Origin of the sequence: Pseudonocardia tropica (assembly GCF_040105315.1) — a bacterium.
GTDB lineage: Bacteria > Actinomycetota > Actinomycetes > Mycobacteriales > Pseudonocardiaceae > Pseudonocardia > Pseudonocardia alni.
This window is the reverse complement of sequence record NZ_JBEDNP010000059.1, coordinates 1-2,859: the sequence shown is the minus strand read 5'-3', so window position 1 is coordinate 2,859 and position 2,859 is coordinate 1. Positions and strand designations below refer to the sequence as shown.

Annotated in this window: 3 protein-coding genes; all 3 read right to left on the bottom strand. The window is 71.6% G+C overall.

What is annotated here, in order from left to right; genetic code table 11:
* Positions 1-299: DUF305 domain-containing protein (locus tag WHI96_RS27375; protein ID WP_349302503.1), on the bottom strand; the 299-nt coding region annotated here is incomplete at its 3' end.
* A gap of 73 nt (positions 300-372) precedes the next feature.
* Complete coding sequence (locus WHI96_RS27370) at positions 373-804, bottom strand: DUF6153 family protein (RefSeq protein ID WP_224404080.1); 432 nt, start codon at positions 802-804, stop codon at positions 373-375.
* Positions 805-1,012: 208 nt separating this feature from the next.
* Positions 1,013-2,859: heavy metal translocating P-type ATPase (locus WHI96_RS27365; RefSeq protein ID WP_349302502.1), on the bottom strand; the 1,847-nt coding region annotated here is incomplete at its 5' end.

The window sequence follows — 2,859 nt, the reverse complement described above, 5'->3', positions numbered from 1 at the left end:
CCTTGGGCCTGCTCGATCTCGGTGGCCAGGCCGCGGACGTCGTCGCTGCCGGCGCGGTCGGTGGCCAGCTTCGACATCTCCACGGCCTGCTGGTGGTGCGGGATCATGCCCTGGGCGAAGGCGATGTCGGCCTGGTTGTGCTCGGCGGAGACCACCGCGCTCGGAGCGGCGGCGCTGGTCGGTGCGGGTGCCGGAGCCGCGGGTGGGGCGCTGCCGGCAGGCTCTGCGCCGCCGCAGGCCGACAGCACGAGGGCAGCGGTCAGTGTCGTGGCCGCGGTGGCCACGCGGGTGATCTTCATGTGTGGTTCTGACTCTCCGTGTCGAGGACGGGTGATCGGCCGGGACCCGACGCTCTGCCGCGCCGGGGGCCGATCAGGTCCGCAACACGCAGAGCTGAGCGAGTCGTCGGGAGACGGGGGGCGGCCGCTGCGCAGGGCGGCCGCGGGGGCGCTGGAGGGCCGCGGCGACCGCTGTCGGAAGCGGCAGGCGCCCGAGGAAAAGCCACACCGAAAGCAACGCGACCCCAGCGGCGGCCAGTACGGCCAGGCACAGATGCAGCGCGTGGGTGGCGTCGTGCTCGCCGTGGCCGGCGGGCATCGGCTGCTCGGACGCCATCGGTGCCTGCTGCGCGGATGCCGCGTCGGCCCGGTGGTCGCTGTGCCCGGCCGCGGCCGCTGCGACCGCCATCCCGTGCCCGGTGTCTGCCGCGGGGGCCGGGGCGACGAGTGCGTGCATTCCGATCAGACCGAGCAGAACAGGCAGGACCAGCAGCACCAGCTGCAACCCTTCTCGCCTGTTGCCCATGCAATCACGGTACCGGCAGGGCTGCCCGGTCCGCGCGTGCTGTGCCCTCGCTCTGACAGGCCGGCCAGTCACGGACCGACAGCACCACCGACGTAAGCCACCTCCGTCCACCTCGACGCAGCTTGTCCTGCTCACGCCGCACGAACCGTTGCCCCGCATGGTCACGGCGGTCGATGAGCTACCGAGGCCCGACCGCGACACGAGGGCATCACCCGGTGGTGTCGGCGCCGGCGAGACGTGCTGTGCTGCGCGCCGGCGTCAGGTCGAGACGGCGAAGAAGCTGAGCGTTGAGGGCGACGACGACGGTCGATGCGGACATCAGGATGGCGCCGACGCTCATCGGCAGGACGAACCCGACGGGAGCGAGCACTCCGGCCGCGAGCGGGACGGAGGCCAGGTTGTAGCCGGCCGCCCACCACAGGTTCTGCTTCATCTTCCGGTAGGACGCGCGTGACAGGTCGATCACCGAGAGCACCGACCTCGGGTCGGACGAGGCGAGGATGACGCCGGCGGAACCGATCGCGACGTCGGTCCCGGCGCCGATCGCGATACCCACGTCGGCCTGGGCCAGGGCAGGAGCGTCGTTGACGCCGTCGCCGACCATCGCGACCCGACGACCCTCGCTCTGCAGCTCGGCCACCTTGGCGGCCTTGTCCTCCGGGCGGACTCCGGCGAAGACCCGGTCGATGCCGAGGTCGGCAGCGACGGTCTCGGCCACGGCCCGGGCATCGCCGGTGATCATGACCACCTGGGTGCCGACGGCGTGCAGAGCCTCGACCGCCTCCCGGGATTCGGGCCTGATCTCGTCTGCCAGTCGCAGCGCAGCGATGACCTTCCCGTCAGCGAGGACGTGCAGGATGATCGCCCCTTGGCGGCGCCACTGGTCCGCGACCGCGAACTCGGCGGCGCCGTGCTGGTCAAGCAGATGGGGTCCGCCGACCTGGATCCGCGTGCCGTCCACGGTGGCCTCGACCCCGACCGCAGGAGACGAGGAGAACTCGCGCGCCGGGGGCACGGTCAAGCCCCGGTTGCTAGCCGCGCCGACGATCGCTCGGGCCAGGGGATGTTCGCTGTCGGACTCGGCCGCGGCCGCGAGAGCGAGCACCTCGTCCACGGCACGGCCCTCTCCCGGCTCGATGTCGATGACGGTCGGCTCACCCCTGGTGAGGGTCCCGGTCTTGTCGAACAGCACGGCATCGACGGTGCGCATCGACTCCAACGCCAGACGATCCTTCACCAGCACGCCGCCACGGGCGGCACGCTCGGTGGCGATGGAGACCACCAGCGGGATGGCCAGCCCGAGAGCATGCGGGCAGGCGATGACGAGCACGGTGATGGTGCGCACCACGGCGGTGTCGGGCAACCCGACCAGAGACCAGACCACCGCGGTGAGCACTGCTGCGCCGAGGGCGAACCAGAACAACCACCCGGCCGCGGTGTCGGCCAGACGCTGAGCCCGCGACGACGATGCCTGGGCGTCGGCCACGAGCCGGCGGATCCCGGCCAGCGCGGTATCGTCCCCGGTCGCCGTGACCTCGACCCGCAGGCCCGAGTCGGTCGCAACGGTGCCTGCCACGACCTGATCGCCAGTCTGGCGCCGCACCGTACGGGACTCCCCGGTCACCATGGACTCGTCCATGCTCGCCGCCCCGTCCACGATCGTTCCGTCGGCGGGCACCGACGAGCCGGGCCGGACGATGACCACGTCTCCGACCACCAGGTCGGCCGGTGAGACGGTGACGACGACATCGCCGTGATCGACCCGCTCGGCCTCGTCGGGCAGCAGCGCCGCCAGGGAGTCCAGCGCCGAGGTGGTCTGGGCCAGTGAGCGCATCTCGATCCAGTGACCCAGCAGCATGATCACGACCAGCAGCGCGAGCTCCCACCAGAAGTTCAGCTCGCCGTCGAGCAGGCCCAGGCTGGCACCCCAGGACGCGATGAACGCGACTGTGATCGCCAGGCCGATCAGCAGCATCATGCCCGGCGTGCGCGAGCGGATCTCTGCGATGGCGCCGGTGAGGAACGGACGCCCTCCCCACAGGTAGATCACCGTGC